Below are 19,195 nucleotides of genomic sequence, written 5' to 3' on the forward strand. Positions count from 1 at the left end.
TTTTCGTGCTTTTAGTTCTACAAACATAAACCATCGCTTACGAACGAGCTGGGTAGGTATGGCATATACTGTTCTATGGTCATGACGAAGACTTTTGATGTATGGTAGCGCGTGCCAGATTATATTTCAAAAACGAAGTATAAATTTCTGATCGTTTTAAATTAACCTGAGTATATTTGATTTCAACCTCAACAGCAATACCATGTCTACATCAGATACACTTAATAGCAAAAAGCACAATATTGTTATCGGCACTGTGCTGGCAATTTTAGTCATCGGTATTTTTTTATGGATAAAGCACTCGCATAAAACCGACGATAATGCGGTTTTTAACAAATATATAGAATCATACACCGCTGGTATGGTTTCAAAAACGAGTACTATCCGGGTAAAACTTGCTGGCGATGTGCAGACAAGCCATGCCCGTAATGAAGCGGTAAGCAATGATGTTTTTAATATTTCGCCATCAGTAAAAGGAAAAGCTTATTGGGTTGACGAGCAAACCATAGAGTTTAAACCCGATGTTGATCTCGAGTCCAACAAAAATTATGAGGTTGATTTTAACCTGGGCCAGATAACTGCTGTCCCTGGCGAGATGAAGCATTTTAAATTCGATTTTCAAACCTTAAAGCCTGATTTTACCATAGCTATTAATAACCTGCAAACAGCTACCCGGACGTCGCTTGACAAAATGAAGGTAACCGGCGTTATCCAAACAGCTGATAAGGAAGACCCCGCCAGGATTGAAAAGATCATATCGCAATCGTATCCATCGCCGGTATTGGTTACCTGGCAGCATAATGATGCCACGAATACCCATCAGTTTGTTATAGATAATATAACACGTACGTCTGCCCAGCAATTGCTCAATATAAAATGGGACGGCAGTGTTATCAACGTGGATAATAAGGATCTTCAAACTGTTGCAATACCCGCCATTGGCGATTTTAAAGTGCTTAAAATTCGTGCTGTGCAAGATCATGACCAATATGTTGAGGTACAATTTTCAAACCCGATACTGATAGGGCAGGAACTGAACGGTTTGGTTGGCCTTAAAAATGTAGCCGATGCGGCATACACTATTGACGGAAGTTTAGTTAAGATCTATGCTCCAGATCATTTAGACGGCAATTATCAGGCTTTTGTGAACGAAGGGGTTAATGACATCAACCATAAAAAGATCACTACCGCGTTTGGCGCAAATGTATTTTTTGAAAACAGGCTGCCTTCGGTAACTATCCCCGGTAAGGGCGTAATATTACCCGGCTCGGGCAAATTGATGATGCCTTTTGAGGCTGCCAACTTAACCGCTGTCGATGTAAGCATTATCAAAGTATATGAAAATAATGTACCCCAGTTTTTGCAAAACAACGATTTTAACGGCGAAGAACAACTAAGGCAGGTTGCCAAACCTGTAGTGCGCACTACCATAAAGTTAAACAATGATAAATCATTGAACCTGCATAAAACCAACCGCTTTATGCTGGATATCGACCACCTGCTGCATACCGATCCGGGCGCCATTTATAGGGTGATCATTGGCTTTAGGAGAAGTTATTCGCTTTACGATTGCAAGGTTGGCGGCGCTAAAAAAGATAAAGTCGATGAAACTGACGGGGATGGAGAAGGCGAAGAAATGGGTGAAGGATCATTGTCAAATTCAATTGATGAGGACGATGATTTCTGGAAAAGGTATAACAACTATTATCCCGATGGCTTTAACTGGAAGGACCGCGCCGATCCATGTACAGACTCTTATTACTCTAAAGAAAAATGGGCCACACGTAATATCCTGGCCTCAAACATCGGATTGATTGCCAAACGCGGCAATGATAACAATATGCTGGTAGCGGTAACCAATATCCTTGATGCATCGCCAATGACCAATGTGAGTTTGGAATTGCTTGATTATCAAAAACAGGTGATCCTGAAAACATCGTCGGACGCTAACGGATTTGCCAGTTTTAATTTAAAGCACAAGCCTTATTTGCTGATCGCTAAAAAGGGCAATGAGCGTGGATATTTGAGGTTGGATGATGGCAGTTCATTATTACTATCAAAGTTTGATGTGGGAGGTGAGCAGGTACAAAATGGGCTAAAAGGTTTTATTTACGGCGAACGTGGCGTATGGCGGCCCGGCGATTCAATATATGTATCATTCATTCTGGAAGATAAGCTGCATACGTTGCCGCCCGACCATCCTGTGTCATTTGAGTTTTATAACCCGGCAGGGCAGCTCTTTAAACGTGTTATAAAAAGTGGTTCGGTTGATGGTTTTTACAGTTTCCATACCGCTACGTCGTTAGGGTCGCCAACGGGTAACTGGCTGGCACGGGTAAAAGTGGGCGGGGCATCGTTCGAGAAAACTATCAAGGTTGAAACCATCATGCCTAATCGCTTAAAGCTCGATCTTTCTTTTGGCGGACAAAAAGCATTGACCAAAGGCAGCGGCAGCAACGGAACGCTTAAAGCGCAATGGTTATTTGGTGGTGCTGCCCAAAACCTGAAAGCCAAGGTTGACGCGTTTTTATCGCAGCAAAACACAAGTTTTAAAGGCTACTCCGACTATGTGTTTGATGACCCTACATTGGTGTTTAAAACCCAAACCCAAACAGTTTTTGACGGCCGGTTGAATGCTGAAGGCACAACGCCTATTGACGCCAACATCAACGTAGAAAAACAGGCGCCGGGGCAATTACGGGCAAATTTCCTGGTGAAAGTTTTTGAACCGGGCGGTAATTTCAGTATCCAGCAATTGGCTCTGCCATACAATGTTTATAAAGGATATGTGGGTATTAAAACACCCGAGGGCAGCGCGTTTAGCGGGATGCTGGGCGTTGGGCAGGATCATGTAATTGATATTGCCGATGTTGATGTTAACGGCGCGCCATTACCGGGCGCACGCGATGTGCAGGTTGAATTATACAAGATCCAATGGCGCTGGTGGTGGGATCAAACCGGCGACGAACTGAGTAATTTTACCCAGAACCAATACAATAAACTGGCTCAAACAGCAACCGTTAAGGTTGTAAACGGAAAAGGCAAATGGACATTAAATATAAAGCAGGACGACTGGGGACGTTACCTGATCAAGGTTAAAGACCCGCAAACCGGGCACTCAACCGGTAAGATCGTTTACATGGATTGGGCCGAACGTTTACAGCAGGGCAACTCTACCGACGCGGTAATGCTTTCATTTACATCTGATAAAAAATCTTATAAAGTTGGCGATGAGGCTACCTTAACCATCCCTACCGGTAACGACGGACGCGCGCTGATCAGCTTTGAAAATGGCAGCAAGATCATCAAATCGGTTTGGGTTGATACCCATGCCGGACAAACGCAATATAAGTTTAAGGTAGATGGCAGCATGGCGCCAAACGTTTTTGTTAACGTAACACTGCTGCAGCACCATTCGCAAACGGTTAATGACTTGCCTATCCGCATGTATGGTGTTATACCGTTGCAGGTTGACGACCCGGCGACGGTGCTGAAGCCGGTGATCAATATGCCTGATAAAATAAAACCGGAGAGCACGTCGGCAATTACGGTTTCTGAGGCATCGGGCAAAGAAATGACCTATACCATCGCGGTGGTAGATGAGGGTTTATTAGACCTGACCAACTACAAAACTCCTGACCCGCACAGCGCATTCTACGCACGCGAAGCGCTTGGCGTAAAAACCTGGGACCTGTTTGATTACGTAATGGGTGCTTACGGTGGCAAGTTAGAGCGTATTTTAGGTATCGGTGGTGATGAGTCGTTAGGTAATAACAAAAACGTATCTGTTAACCGGTTTAAGCCCGTAGTGAAATTTATGGGGCCTTATCACCTTAATGCAGGCGAAAAACAAACCCGCAGGTTTACCTTACCGCAATACATTGGTTCGGTAAAAGTAATGGTAATTGCAGGTCATGACGGCAGTTATGGCGCGGCCGAGAAAGCTGTAGCCGTTAAAAAGCCGTTGATGCTATTGGCTACATTGCCGCGTGTGTTGGGGCCGACGGAAAAAGTGAGCCTGCCGGTCACCGTCTTCGCGATGGAGAACAGCATAAAAACGGTTAATGTCGAGGTGCAATCAAATGCCTTTAGCAATCTGGATGGGGCCAACAAAAAAACAATCACATTTAATTCGCCCGGCGACCAGATGGTGACCTTTGACCTGGACGTGAAGAATTTTATAGGTGTCGGCAAAGTACGCATCATCGCGCGCAGCGGAAATGAAAGCGCGGCGTATGATGTGGAAATGAATATCCGCAACCCTAACCCGCCGGTTACAAAAACATTGATCAAAGAACTTAAACCCGGCGAGATTTGGAACAGCGCCTACACGGCTGTCGGCATCAGCGGCAGCAATAAGGCAACGCTTGAGGTGTCTGCTATCCCGGCGCTTAACCTGGCCAAAAGATTGGGCTATTTGGTGACTTATCCGCATGGTTGTGTTGAGCAAACTACGTCGTCAGCTTTCCCGCAATTGTATCTTGCGCAATTGACGGATCTGTCAGAACGTGAGTTGGCCGAATCTGAACGTAATATCAAATTGGCTATCAGTAAGCTCAATGGTTTCCAGGTAAAGGGCGGCGGCTTAAGCTATTGGCCGGGCGATAGCGAGCCCGACGAATGGGGAACAAATTATGCCGGCCATTTTATGCTGGCAGCGCAAAATAAAGGCTATACTTTGCCTGTCGGGTTTATTGATAGCTGGAAACGCTATCAAAAACAAAAAGCCCTGAACTGGGCGCCGGATAGTCGCAGTTTTTACGGCGCCGACCTGGTACAATCGTATCGTTTATACTTGCTTGCACTGGCGCATGCGCCTGAGCTTGGCGCCATGAACCGCTTAAAAGAGTTTAAATATTTAAGCGTAGAGGCCCGCTGGAGGTTGGCGGCGGCTTATAAACTGGCAGGGCAGCCCGAGATCGGCCTGCAAATGATTGCCGGATTGCCGACTACCATTAAACCGTACAATCAGTTATATGGTACCTATGGATCTGATGTGCGGGACGAGGCAATGATACTGGAAACCCTGACCCTGCTTGGCCAGCGTCAAAAGGCATCGGGCATGGTGCAAACGGTAGCGGCGCATCTGTCTACCGACGAATGGTACAGCACGCAAACAACAGCTTACTCTCTATTGGCTATTGCCGAATATTGCGGACAAAACAAGAGCGGGGCTAAGCTTGCTTTCAATTACCAGTCGGGTAAAGCTAAGGCTGCTGTCAATTCGGGTTCGTACCTGTGGCAAACACAGCTTGCGGCAGATGACGGCAAGGTGATGCTGCAAAATCGCGGCGGCAATGTTTTATATGTAAGGCTGATACAACAAGGACAACCTGCACCCGGCCAGGAAACTGCGGAAGGTAACCACTCGGGATTATTACAGATGAGTGTTAATTACATTACGCTAAAAGGCCAGCCGGTTGACATTGGCAGTATTAAACAGGGCACTGATTTTATAGCGCAGGTAACCATTAAAAATACCGGCAGGCAAGGCAGGTATAACAATATGGCGCTCACACAGATCTTCCCGTCAGGGTGGGAGATCTTAAATACCAGGTTGATGGATAATGACGAAGTGTTTAAATCGTCAGTATCAGACTATCGTGATATCAGGGACGACAGGGTGAATACCTATTTTGGTATTGATGAAGAGCAAACGGTAACCTATTATGTGATGTTGAACGCGGCATATACCGGGCGCTTTTACATGCCTGCCGCTTATTGTGAAGCTATGTATAATTCGTCGATAAATGCGTTGCAAAAAGGCCAATGGGTTGAGGTTGTTAAATAGGGCGGGCGTTAATGCAGATAGGTAAAATAAAATTAAGCCGCACAAGGGTTGGTGTAGTAACGGTGGCGGTGGTATTGTTCCTTTTATTTTGGTTTTGCATTCCCAAACATTTATTTAACAAACCCACCAGTTTTATTGTTGATGATGATAAAGGGCAATTGCTTGGTGCATCAATAGCTGCCGACGGGCAATGGCGATTCCCGTATGATACCATAGTGCCCGAAAAATTTAAACAGTGTATCATCGCTTTTGAAGATAAACGCTTTGAACATCATCCCGGTGTTGATGTGTTGGCCTTCGCGCGTGCTATCCGGCAAAATATAAAAGCCGGGCACGTAACCAGTGGCGGCAGTACGCTAACCATGCAGGTGATCCGCCTGGCAAGCAACCACAAACGCACGTTTTTTAATAAGCTGCTTGAAATGGTTATGGCGCTGCGGCTCGAGCTAACCTACAGTAAAGAAGATATATTGGCGCTTTATGCCAGCAACGCGCCGTTTGGCAGCAATGTGGTAGGTATTGATGCCGCGTCATGGCGTTATTTTGGGCGTAGCCCTGATAAATTATCATGGGGAGAAATGGCCGCGATGGCTGTTTTGCCCAATTCGCCTACGCTGGTGCACCCGGGTAAGAACCGTTTTGTTTTATTGCGGAAGCGCAATCAACTGTTGGATAAATTAAACAGCTCGGGCATTATCGATAAAAATACGACTCTGCTAGCCAAACTTGAGCCAATGCCTGATAAACCTGTACCGCTGCCGCAGCAGGCGCCGCATTTGTTGGAAAGGTTTAAAAATGATTACCAGGCAGCCGGTCAGCAGGGGAGTACCCGTATTACCACAACCATTAAAGCCGAGTTACAGCAGCAGGTAAACGAAATTATTGAAAGGCACCACCAGGTTTTAAAGGCCAACCACATCAATAACATTGCAGCCATAGTGCTTAATGTGCAAAGCGGCGCGACACTGGCTTATGCAGGTAATATCAACCATCCTGAAGATACCCTGATGGAAAGTAATGTGGATGTGATAGCCTCGCCGCGCAGCCCCGGCAGTACGCTAAAACCCATGCTGTATGCCAGTATGCTGCACGATGGTTATATTTTACCCAACAGTTTAATGCCCGATATCCCTACGCAAATTGCAGGTTATCACCCTGAAAATTTTGATCTGGGTTATGACGGCGCCGTGCCTGCATCAATGGCGCTGGCCAGGTCATTAAACGTACCCGCGGTAAAAATGCTGCAAAAATATAAGTACGAACGTTTTTATGATTTCCTGAAAAAAACAGGCATCACCACCTATAAAAAGCCTGCTGATTTTTATGGCTTATCATTAATATTAGGCGGCTGCGAAAATACCTTGTGGGAAATGGCCGGCACTTACGCCGATATGGCGCGTGTGCTAAATAATTATAAAAACTATAATGGTAAATATAACCCGGCAGATTACCATCCGCCTGTGTACACGCGGTCTGTTGCCACAAAACCACAATTAGAGAAAACCGGTTTACTTGATGCAGGCTCTATCTATTACACGCTGCAAGCTATGGAAGAAGTAATGCGCCCCGGCGAAGAGATGCTTTGGCAGCAATTCGGATCGACGCAGCGTGTGGCCTGGAAAACCGGTACCAGTTTCGGCTTCAGGGACGGGTGGGCTATAGGCATCACCCCCAAATATGTGGTGGGTGTTTGGGTAGGCAATACAGATGGCGAGGGACGCCCGGGCTTAACGGGTATTATTACCGCTGCGCCAGCGATGTTTGAAATATTCAGGCTACTGCCCGTAACGCGCGATTGGTTTGACATGCCCACGGGCGAAATGGTTAAAGTGAAAGTTTGCCATGAAAGTGGCTACCGGGCAGGCGAATATTGTACCAATACCGACGATATTTGGATCCCGGTCAGTGGATTAAAGTCACCGGTTTGCCTGTACCACCAATTGGTACACCTCGATAAAACGGAGAAATGGCAGGTTAACAGTGATTGTGTGCCGCCGGATCAGATCGTAAACAAAAGCTGGTTTGTTTTGCCGCCGGCTATGGAATATTATTATCGCACAAAAAATTACCAGTATAAAACCCTGCCGCCTTTCAGGAATGATTGCACACCTGCAGAAAGGACATCGCCAATGGAAGTAATTTACCCGAAAGACGGTGCAAAAATATATATCCCCTTAGAGATAGATGGTACACGCGGAAGGATGATCTGTAATGTTGCGCATCGCCAGCAGGGCACAAAAATATTCTGGCATTTAGACAATCAATATATTGGCGCTACGGTTGATTTTCATCAAATGGCATTAAACCCGCCGCCGGGAGCCCATATTTTAACTTTAGTTGACAACAAAGGAAATACCATCAGTACAAACTTTACCATCTTGAGTAAAGATAAATAGCAACTAAGATGATGGTCCAACTAGGCAAGTTATCGCCGTTTGTTGCGCTATGGTAAAGCAGCCGGCCCGCTTTCAAAAATTGAATGTATCTCATCAGCAGATAAGGCGGCTTTAAATACCTGCACTTTATTCATCCGGCCATGAAAGATCCGTTCATTAGGAAATTCTTCGTTGCGGCCCAACGTCCATTTGTTGGTTACGGATAGGTTGGCATCGCTATCGGTAATTGTACTTCCGGCTAACATGCCATCAATGTACAAGTAGAGCATCCGGCCGTTGCAAACTCCGGCAATGTGATGCCATTTATTGTTCCAGTCGGCCGGTAGTTTAACAGTACAATCGCCCCGGCCCCAGCCGCCGGCAAAAAATGTAAGTGTATTGTGATCGCTTACCTGTAAAACATGGCTGTCGCCTTTGGTTATCACATCTGTTAAGCCGCGCTCATTGCCGGTAGGGTATAGCCAGCCCATCACGGTAATGGTTTGGTCCATATGGTCAAGGCTGGACGCGTTAGGCACCTCAACAAAAGTATGTTCATTAAATACCAGGCTTCCGTCACTTTTAGCGCTGTCAGAAGCCATGATATGCCCTGCATTATTAAACCCGGAACGGTCATTGATCAAACCCTGCGCTGAATAATTAATGGGCGACAGGTCTAATAACAACGACTCCCGGTTATCTTTATAAACCTTGTAGCGTATTTGTTCCTTATCAACCATTAACTTTTGAAAACCGGCTGAAGATGTTGGTAACTTATGTTTTATTGTCCTCGTCCCACCGGGTGTTAGCGTCACCGTATCGGTAAAAATAAGGCTGTCATTTTTTGTTATCGAGATCTTAAAGAGTTGTTTAAGACCCCCGGTATTTTTAACGGAATAAATTAGCTGCTGCGGTTCGTTGATCCTGACCATAGCTGTGGCGTCAAGATCGGATATTTTGAAATGCGGAACTGATGGACCTGCCTGTGATCTCACATTTACAATAAGCGGTTTCTGGTTTTCTATAGCAAGTCTGATCTTACCTAAAGGATAAATCCTGCATTGCATTGTATCGGTTTTAGTGATTCCTGATGCCACCAGGCAGTTTTTGGAGGCATAAGTTTTGCCGTTTACCCATAGCTTAACCATTTTAACCCCGGTAGCCCCTGTATTTTTTAATGTAAAACTAACTGAGAAAGGTTCGTCGGGCGCAACGATCTTTTTGGACACCGAATATACTGTTACCTTAGTATCCGGCTGTTTTTTTGTTTCTGATAGTTCCAGCGGATCTTTGACCTTTAACCGACTACTTGCTTTATCCCCCAAATTAAATTGGATGTTTCCCCCGTCTGTTAGTAATTTATGGGATAGGGTTAGCTGATTCCAGGGCCCGCCATTAACCGTAACCGATTGTACACCTGTGTTTTTACGGGATAAGCCATTGCTGTTAATAATAAACTTTTTCCCATTTGGCAGATGCAGGGTTACGTGCTTAAAAACAGGTATTCCTATTGCATAATAGGGCCGTCCCGGACATACGGGGTAAATGCCTATTGCGCTAAATACATACCAGCTTGACATGGAACCCAGGTCGTCATTACCGGGTAACCCGCCGGGGCTATCACTAAAACGACTTAGCATGATCTGCCTTAACCATTTTTGGGTCAGATCCGGCCGGCCGGCCTGGTTAAAAAGATAAGGCAGGTGAAACACCGTTTCGTTATCAAAAAGAATAACGTTGTGACTAAGCGCCGAATCAAGCCGGTCGGCAAACTGATCATTACCACCGCCCAAGTTGATCAGATCCCTTGCATTGTGTGGTACAAAATAACTGTATACCCACTGGTCGCCCTCTTTGTAGCCTGACATGCCCGGATTTATTTTGAAATCGTTACCGTTTCTTGGCAGCATGAATAGGTTATCGGCATTAAAAAGGTTTCGGTAATTAAAAGCTTTGTTGTGCAGGATATTGTAATCACCGGTATCATGCATTACTTCTTTGGCAAACTGCGACAGCGCCCAATCGTCATAGGCATATTCAACAGTGCGGGTGACAGACTCAGAGCGCGTGGCAGGAACATAACCCAATTTGTTATAGATCTCTATATCCGTCTGGACAAAAGGTAGCTCCAAAATGCTTTTTCTCATAGCCGCATAGGCCAGTTGCTTGCTAAAACCGGTGATGCCTTTCAGGTAACTATCTGCAATAATGGGCAGCGCATGGTTACCGGTCATTGATTCGGTTGGCAGATGCCCGGTTTGCCTGTAAATATCCAGCATGGACAGAATGATATCCTGTTGTTTGTCTGGATAGAGCAAAGTAAGTAAAGGGTGCAATGAGCGAAATGTATCCCATGGAGAAAACGCGCCGTATTGATGAGCGCCTGACTTCTGGTGGATTTTATCATCGGCACCACGGTAATTGCCGTCTGCATCATCAATCACCCAGGGGATTAACAGGGAATGATAAAGCGCGGTATAAAAGACGGTTTTATTTTGCTCATTATCGTCTTTAACATCAATTACAGACAGCTTGTTCAGCCATTCATTTGCGGCGCGGGTACGTAGTTGGCCAAAAGATAAGTTACCAATCTCTTTATCTATATTATTTTGCGCGCTTAAATAACCCACAGGCGAAGCACTCAGTTTCAGCTCAATGATTTTTAAACCTTTTTCAGCTGGCGAAAAACTAAAGATCCAGCCGCCTTTCACTTGTCTTTTTGTGACAAAAGGCTCGGAAAAATTGAACACAGTATTATTGTTTGAAGTCTGCACAATTTTAGCTGATACAGTATTCAGATCACCGGTATCACCAATAAACAGCTCGGGGCGTGTACCGCTGGCAAAAGTAAAACGGAACATGCCTGTCCTTGCGGTCGCGGTGGCTTCAACCACAGTCTGGTCATCTTCAAATCTTACTTTATAATAACCGGGAATGGCGGTTTCGTTTTTGCGTGAAAAAGTACGATTGTACCGGGCGGGGTCAAAATCTTCGCCGGCATGTTTTACAGGCATAATATAAAGCCGGCCTGCCGAACCTTCCGGAAAGCCGCTCATATGCCCGAAACAGCTAAAATAACAGATAGATTGGTCTGTATAATGGTACCCTTTTCCAAACCGGGTTTCCGGGCTTAATTGGATATATCCAGATGGCGCGACCGCACCAGGATAAGTACCGCCATCGCTACCCCATTTAGTAGCCACATTGCTTGAGGCAGTGCCAATAAACGGGTTAACATACTGTAAATGGTCTGCTACCTGTCCATATACCCCAGGTTTAGAAAATACCAGCGCAACGACTAAAAGAATGACTGATTTATAATCCCGAGAGCGCATTTTCATCGTAATGATAAATATCAGCAAAAAATACTAATTCATTACGTACTGCAGACTCGTTACTGATCATTAGTTCTTTATTAAAAAACCTGAAATAATTTGAGCATACCAGCGCGCTAAATAATCATTTGGGTGATTTACGTTGTTCCCGGTCATGTCCTGGTAGTATTTATGTTTGAGCAGTTCTGAATGAACCGCTGTCATGTCGGCTACAATTATACCTTTCCTTGCTAACTTATCTAATTCGGCTTTATAAGATGCCTGAATGCCGTTTTGTACGGCATCAGGATTAGGTAACATAGGTGCTATCAAAATAAACTCCGCATTCGGATTTTTCTGAACTACACTTTCAATAATACCGCTGATTTGCTGCCTAAATTGATCGGGCGGTACTTTAGACGATCCATCGTTCATCCCAAAACCGATGATAACAAGATCCGGATTTTCGGGAATTATTCTGTTTTTTACTTCTTCTAATCCCCAACCGGCAAGCTTACCGGGCACCGATTGGTTACTGAACGTAATTTGCGGCCCGTAATACCGGCGTAGATCATAAATTATCAATTCGGGCCATATTGGCATAAAAGGCGGGGTATTCATGCGGCTACTTGCATTGTATCCTGCTTCAATACTATTACCATAAAATACAACCTTAAGGTTTTGCTTATTTTTTAGTTTCGCTAAGGTACTGGGGAGTTTAGTTTTTGAAACTGATGGAATAGGTCCTTGCCACCGTTCACCTTTCTCTTTCTTATAGTTCACTACAATCTGCAAACCGCTAAAAAAAGGCCTTTCTGTAAACAAAACATAGGTGCCCGGGATTTTTCCGGTCATTGAAAGGCCGGGCTTATTGGTGTTGAAAACTAAATCTTCTTTATTAATAAATGGGATGGTTGATTGCGGTAATATTATGAGCTGGCCGTTTTTAAAATCCCAATCTTTTCCACGTGTAAACTCTTTACTATAATCTGCACTTTTAACAGATAGTATATCGCCGGGTTTAAACAACAGCTTGGTACTTATATTGCCGTTTTCTTTAATAGGCTGCACATTCTCATCAAATATGGTGTCTGTTTTCCAGAAAGGCTTGCAGTAATTGTCCAGGTTGATGTATTTCTGCCACCGCGACTCAATAGTATCCGGTATTTGCGCTCTTGTAATTTCAGATTTTAAAATACTGAATAGCACACAAATTATTATTGTTTTAAACCTCATAAATTCATTGATTTTCTATGTTACCACCAATGAAGCTATAATTAATAAAGCGCTGTTTGCTTTAATTAGCCCATTGTAATTTTTTGTAAATTATGAAATTAATTGATTTAGGCTTGATTAGTTTGATTTACTCAGAAAAGTCAGTTTTCAGATTTGTGTTATCGGATAAACCTTTGATATGTTTATAAAGATATATTTTTTTAATTCCCATTATCTGGCGGTAATACCTGTTGGTCATTAGTGTGGTCGTCTTTCTCTTTTTTGAATTCCAGCTTACCGAATTTATAGCTCAGCGTGATACCGAACGAGCGGTAAGGTACCCGGCGAAGATTGGCCTGGTCAAAACTTGCGCCATGCGTGGTGGTTACCTGGTTAACGTATTGCGCAAAAGGGTTTGCCGCAGTAAAACCTATACTGGCCTTTTTATTCATGAACTGCTTGCGCAATGCTATATTATAAAAGCCAAAAGCCGGGCGTGTACCCTGCAGATTTTTTTGGCTGGAATTATAATTGCCAAATAGTTCGGCCATCAGGTCAGCCGGAAACTGGTAGCTAGCATTAAGGTTAACGCGATAACCAAAACCTGTAACGCTGGCTAGCCCGGGTGTTCTGTTGGTACGTTCGCCGAGCTGAACATTTGAGCGAAATATGAATTTTCCGGCAGGTATAGAACCGAACAGGTTCAGGCCCACACCGGTTTGTGAGCCGATGTTATATCGCTGGGTAAGTGTTACGTTGCTGTAATCTGTACCACCGATATACAATGACGGATAAAAAGTACTGAAAGCCTGGATATCATCCGTATTATAGCGGTTAAAGGCCGATGCCATCAGGTTGCTGCCGTCTGTAAACGATTTGCTATAGCCGAGTTCATAATTGTGCCCGATCTCAGGTCGAAGCAGGGGATTACCGGTACTGATATTGTGCGGATCGCTGATGTTATAAAATGGATTTAGGTCACCGTAGTCGGGGCGTTCAATCCGGTAGGAATAGGCTATTTTTATAGACTGACTCTTATCCAGTTTATGTGAAAGCACAAATGACGGTGCAAAGGTATTGTATCCCGGAATGTTGGTTCCCGCAAAATCGGCCGAGGTTACAGTTCGTTCATAACGTAAACCGGCTTTGCCGTCAAAAAAATGGAATAATTTAAACGAACCGGATAAGTAAGCGGCGTAAATCTTACGGCTGTAATTAAAGCCATAAGTTTGTGATACATTATTAATATAGCCGCCATTGTTTAACAGCGTATCTGTAATGACGTTATTGCTTAAAGATTCAAGCGTAAGTTTTGCGCCTGTTTCCAATGAAAAATTATCATTAACAGGTTCGGTATAATCCAGCGAGATCTGTGTCTGGCGGTCATGGCCGGGATTATTGCTGATAGTACCTTGTGACGGATAGCCACCGGTTAAATAGTTTTGTTGTTGGCTGGCAAAGGAATTATGCGTTCCGTAGCTTGAAGTATAGAGCAGGTCAAGCTCCCGCCCCTCTTTTTTAAATGTCTTTTTGTAGTTAAGGCTCCAATCTGTTGCCGTTGAACCCATATTGCTGATAGAGTTACGTAAACTGGACAGATTGTTGAACAACGTGCCACCAGGTGAAAGCATTTGTTGCTGCTGATTGGTCATTGCATCGCCATTATTGCTTAAATGATCAAGGCCAACAGTCGCGGTCACGTTATCATACTTTGTAATATCCCACTGAAAATTAAGCCCGCTTTCATAACCCTGCCGTTTAAAGCCACCATAACCATCCTGTAATAGTGTGGTTACGGTATCTCTTGTGTTATTGTATGAATGCCGGTTGTTAGAAGTATAAGTGCGGGTATTCAATTGCTCGTTTCCGCTAAAGAACAGCCCGGCGCCAAAGTTATTTTTACGGATATTTAAATTGACAGAGCTATTCTCCAACCGGGTGCCGGCTGATACGTTTACCGAGCCATTGATACCCTGTACCTTGTTGTCTTTTAAAATAATATTGATAATACCACCGGTACCCGAAGCGTCATACTTTGCGCCGGGGCTGGTGATTACCTCAATACTTTTGATCTGGCTGGCTGGGATTGACTGTAAAGCATCTGCTAGGCTTGCGCCGAAGATACTTGATGGTTTACCATTGATCAAAAAGCGTATGGCAGAGTTGCCCTGAAGCTCTACATTACCGTCAATATCCACGCTGATCTGCGGTACTTTCTTTAATACATCAAGAGCAACACCACCCTGGGCAGTGAGATCATTGGCTGTATTGTATACCATTTTGTCGATCTTGTTTTCAACTACCGGTGCGCTTGCTGTAATTTTTACATCTTTAAGTGCCGTTTGGGTGGCGCTTAATTTAATGACGCCAAGGCTGCTGTTGCCGCCTTTAACAATTACGTTATCTATGTTGGCACGTTGGTAACCCAAAAAATCTACAGTAACCTTATAAGTACCATCTGGAATATTATCGACTACAAAATTACCCTTAATGTCTGCACTGATGCCGTTGAACGGACTTGTGTTGCCCGGTTTATAAATACTGATCGTGGCATAGTCTACCGGCGCACCATTAACGGCATCAATTACTTTACCCGATATTTTTCCTCTGCCTGATTGCGCCAATGCCTGCAGTGTTAATCCGCATAGCGTAAGTATTAGATAGCCGATCTTGATAACTAAACGTTTCATGCTGCAAAACTGGCATGCAATTCTGGATAAAACCTGTGTGCTTTAGCTAATACCTGTTATTACATTAAATTGAAAATGCCGTTTTATCTATATCGCCTGATTTGAAAGGGTAAGGTGCTGTAAAAACTCACGTTTCGCCTGATTCAACAACTGCCAGCCAAGTTTGGCATTTTGTGTTGTCTGGCTAATCAATAGCGCGCCCTCAACCAGCGAGATCAGCAACCAGGCTAATTCTTCCGGTTCTGATTTGATCGTAAATTCGCCTGTTTTGATCCCGCCATTTATTAATTCAACAATATCCTGGTGCCATATAATAAGCGCGTCTGCCGCAATACGTTTCATTTCTTCATAGGCATGGATAGTTTCGACAGCATTGGGTAAAGAATTTCCGACTACTATAAGTGACTTTTTCTCCGGGTCATGCAAGTCAATATGTACCCCAAGCTTGCGGATCTGATCCGGCTGAAGCGCTGCCTGTCTGAGTATTTGAGCACGTTTTTGTGTGAGGTTATGCTCAAGTACCGCATTGGCCAGCGATTGCCGGTTTTCAAAATAACCATATAGAACTGCCTTGGTTTTTCCGGTTGCTTTTTCAATTTCGGGTATGGTGACATTTAAATATCCCTTTTGCTCGAACAAAGCGCCGGAGTCGCTGATGATCTTTTGCCTGGTAATAACTCTGGACATGTATACTTGAATTTTCGGCAAGATCAAATTGAAACCTGTAGAAAATTTGTTCAAAAAAAGACGAGGTGTATAACCCTATTATTAATTTATTCAAGCCAGATCATGGGTAATGTTTACTCCATGTTACCATTACATTACGAGTTTTTATCAAAGTCGAAAATTCAGATTTTACACAGAATTGATGGGGTTCATTGCGCCTGCTTACCGCATATGAAATTGATTTTTATTTAAAAAACCCCTACATGAATAAAGTTTTACCGCTTAAACGGCAATTATTTCTTTTTCTATTCTTCATATCCTGCTCATTTACCACACTTGCCCAAACCGTTTTAAAAGGCCAGGTTACTGATACCAAAACCGGCGAAACGTTGATCGGTGCTACGGTTCATATCGAAAACGGTAATACCGTATTGAATACATCAGTTAAGCTTGATGGTACCTACACTTTTAACAACTTAAAAGCAGGAGATTATAAGTTACATGTTAGCTACGTTTCTTATAAAACCACCCGTGATTTTGAAGTCGCAGTTGCTGATGGCAAAGTGAACGTTTTAAACGTTGCCATGATCGATAACTCGACCGCGTTAAATGAAGTGGCTGTTATTGAATATGCCAGTAAGGCCAGTGATCATTCGGCTCGAAATACAGAAAAGAACGCAAATAACACGCTTAATGCCATATCTGCACAAGCAATTGCCATTTCGCCGGATGTTTTGGTATCCAACGTGTTAGGAAGAATGTCAGGAATATCAATTGACAGGAGCAATACCGGTGATGCACGGCACGTGATCATTCGCGGGATGGATAAACAATATAACACGACACTCGTAAATGGGGTAAAAATACCCAGCCCCGATAACAGGAACAGGTATTTACCATTGGATATTTTCCCCGCAGGGCTGGTAGACCGACTGGAAGTTTATAAAACACTTACTCCTGATATGGAGGGCGACGCCTCGGGTGGCGTTGTAAACCTTGTAATGAAGTCAGCACCTGATCAATTAAAAATTGAAGGTGAATTTGGAACAGGTTACAGCCAGATATTTTTTAACCGCAGTTTTCAATCATTTGACCACAACGCGGGCAACGAACAATCGCCGGGAGAAATACATCCGGGTAAAATAGCCTCTATAAGTGAGTTTCCGTATCAGAGCCTTATCACAAAAAAAGCAAATGCGCCTATAAATAAAACGGCAAGTCTTACTATAGGCAACCGTTACCTTGATGGTAAGTTGGGTGTTTTGTTTTCGGGCACTTTTCAAAACCTTTACCAGGGTAACAACAGCTTTATTGTAGTACAGGAAAGCACGGTGGGAACATCGCCTGATATAAATACGCCTAATCAGGAAACAGCTTTCCAAAATTCTGATAACAGGCAGTATTCTTCGCAGTTAAATCGTTACGGGGCAATAGCTTCTATAGATTATAAATTCAACAATGCCAATATTATCAAATTGTTTGCAACTTATGTTGCGTTAAATGAATATAGGGTACGCCAAACCGAAGAAACTACTTATGGCGGCTATTCTTTTAACGGTTATCATGGCCCATTTTCAATAGATAACCTTACCCAAACCCGCAAAGATCTTCAAAGTATTTACAACATAACTCTAAGTGGTAAACACAATATTTTTAAAGGCATTTCTGCAGACTGGATTGGTTCTACCTCACAAGCAACAGAAAAGATGCCTGACATGGCCGAATTTGATACCAATTATCAATATCAACAAAATATTCCGGATGGTGCAACAAGCCCAACAAGCATCCAGCCAGGGCCTGTAATGGTGGGTAATGAGTCGCGCGGGTGGCAACATAATACAGATAAAGATCTTTCCGGTTATTTTAACCTTCATTATAAGCCTGACCATATTTTTAACAGTAAAGTAGAATTCTCTGCAGGCGGAATGGTGAGGCATAAAACACGGGATAATTTCCGTGACCAATATTCGCTGTCAAACACATATGTGCCGGGGTCTTCTCCCCCTGTTCCAGAGCCATATACCACTATTCCTAATGCGACTTTTCAATGGAAAGATCAGGATACCAGTTATGCTTACGGCTCGTACCGTACAGACGCGGGTGTGTACACCTTTACCGAAAATATAAACGCCATTTACGGCATGATCAAATATGATGTTACTGATAAATTAGATGTAATATTTGGAGTAAGGAATGAAAATACGCATCAAAGCTATAATTCAAGCCTTCCGGCTACTTTCCCGGGTAAATCAGCCGATATTAATTATACCGATTTATTACCAAGTATTAATGCCAAATACGCATTAACAAATGAACAGGCTATAAGGGTCGCATACTACAAATCTATATTAAGGCCGTCTTTTTATGATATTGTACCGGCACAGGATAACTCGCAGGATGATGCTTATTATGGTCATATTGGCAACCCATACTTGCAACATACAGTTATTGATAATTATGATATACGTTATGAATTTTTCCCGGGCGTGTTTGACGAATTCATGCTGGGGGGATTTTATAAACATCTGACCAACCCAATCGAAACTTCACTTCAACCGTCTACAGGCGGGGCAACTTTATATTATATCCCTAACAATCCAAGCGAATCGGCACAAAATTTTGGCGTAGAGCTATTAGCGTTAAAATATTTTGGCAATATCGGGGCTTCTATTAATTATACTTATACTAATTCTCAGATAACGACGCCAAAGACAGTAAATGTACAAGGCGATCTGATACATCGTACTCAAACAAGACCACTTCAGGGCCAGGCAACAAATATAGGCAATGCATCCTTATTGTATAAAAATCAAAAATCAGGTGTCGATGCGCAATTATCAGTAGCCTACACAGGTGAAAGATTAGCTGCAGTATCTACCTATTACGGCTTAGACACCTGGGAAAAACCTACAACATTTCTTGATTTCTCGGCTCAGAAAAAAGTAGGCAGGCATTTTATTGTATATGTAAAGGCTAACAATTTGCTTAATACGCCATATCAGTTATTTATAAAACAAGATAATCAATCAAACTATAGCGGTTCATCAAAATACCCGCACCAGGAAAGCCCCAATTATACAACTGTACAGTACGATCAGTTTTATTCACGCTACAGTTTGGGTGCCAAATACAACTTTTAATTCA

The 19,195-nt window shown here is 43.4% G+C and carries 7 protein-coding genes; 3 read left to right on the top strand and 4 right to left on the bottom strand.

All coding sequences use genetic code 11. The features are described 5' to 3' along the window. Positions 1-202: 202 nt before the first annotated feature. Entirely contained in the window at positions 203-5,791 is a 5,589-nt protein-coding gene (locus FO440_RS12165; RefSeq protein ID WP_144248541.1) for an alpha-2-macroglobulin family protein, read from the top strand. A gap of 11 nt (positions 5,792-5,802) precedes the next feature. Then, the gene (pbpC, locus tag FO440_RS12170) at positions 5,803-8,187 is read left to right on the top strand and encodes a penicillin-binding protein 1C (protein WP_144248542.1); all 2,385 of its coding nucleotides are present in this window, start codon (positions 5,803-5,805) and stop codon (positions 8,185-8,187) included. A gap of 47 nt (positions 8,188-8,234) precedes the next feature. Here the strand turns inward: pbpC and FO440_RS12175 are convergent, their stop codons facing one another. From FO440_RS12175 to FO440_RS12190, 4 genes are all read right to left on the bottom strand, one after another. Then, entirely contained in the window at positions 8,235-11,507 is a 3,273-nt protein-coding gene (locus FO440_RS12175) for a GH92 family glycosyl hydrolase (protein WP_144248543.1), read from the bottom strand. Positions 11,508-11,570: 63 nt separating this feature from the next. Beyond that, on the bottom strand, positions 11,571-12,689 hold the full coding sequence (locus FO440_RS12180; protein WP_186292654.1) for an SGNH/GDSL hydrolase family protein: 1,119 nt from the start codon (positions 12,687-12,689) through the stop codon (positions 11,571-11,573). 227 nt (positions 12,690-12,916) lie between these two features. After that, positions 12,917-15,385, bottom strand: coding sequence for a TonB-dependent receptor domain-containing protein (locus tag FO440_RS12185; protein WP_144248545.1), 2,469 nt, complete (start codon positions 15,383-15,385; stop codon positions 12,917-12,919). Positions 15,386-15,472: 87 nt separating this feature from the next. After that, a complete protein-coding gene (locus FO440_RS12190) occupies positions 15,473-16,072 on the bottom strand; it encodes a TetR/AcrR family transcriptional regulator (protein ID WP_144248546.1) in 600 nt (199 codons plus the stop codon). A gap of 242 nt (positions 16,073-16,314) precedes the next feature. On the opposite strand from FO440_RS12190, the gene FO440_RS12195 reads away from it, so the two are divergent. Continuing rightward, positions 16,315-19,191, top strand: coding sequence for a TonB-dependent receptor (locus FO440_RS12195; RefSeq protein ID WP_144248547.1), 2,877 nt, complete (start codon positions 16,315-16,317; stop codon positions 19,189-19,191). Positions 19,192-19,195: the final 4 nt, after the last annotated feature.

This window comes from Mucilaginibacter corticis (assembly GCF_007558865.1).
In the GTDB taxonomy this organism is placed as follows: domain Bacteria; phylum Bacteroidota; class Bacteroidia; order Sphingobacteriales; family Sphingobacteriaceae; genus Mucilaginibacter; species Mucilaginibacter corticis.